This window comes from Sphingomonas sp. 10B4 (assembly GCF_035019905.1).
GTDB lineage: Bacteria > Pseudomonadota > Alphaproteobacteria > Sphingomonadales > Sphingomonadaceae > Sphingomonas > Sphingomonas glacialis.
Genome location: NZ_JASJVC010000432.1, coordinates 1 through 255 on the forward strand (window position 1 = coordinate 1; position 255 = coordinate 255).

Genomic DNA, 255 nt, shown 5'->3' on the forward strand with positions numbered 1-255 from the left:
GTGGTGCATGCAGTTGGCGGTTGGGTCGCCCTGCCAGCCGTCTTACTGCTTGGCGCTCGCAGCGGTCGCTATATGAAAAACGGTGCCGTAGCCGCGCATCCGCCCTCGTCGATACCCTTTCTGGCGCTCGGTGCATGGATCTTGACGGTAGGCTGGTTTGGCTTCAACGTCATGAGCGCGCAGTCGCTGGAAAAAATGAATGGCTTGGTGGCGCTTAATTCTCTCATGGCCATGGTCGGCGGTACGCTGGCGGCC

The 255-nt window shown here is 60.4% G+C and carries 1 pseudogene; it reads left to right on the forward strand.

What is annotated here, in order from left to right:
- Positions 1-3: 3 nt before the first annotated feature.
- Positions 4-255, forward strand: a pseudogene (locus QN347_RS20395) (hypothetical protein); the annotation flags it as partial.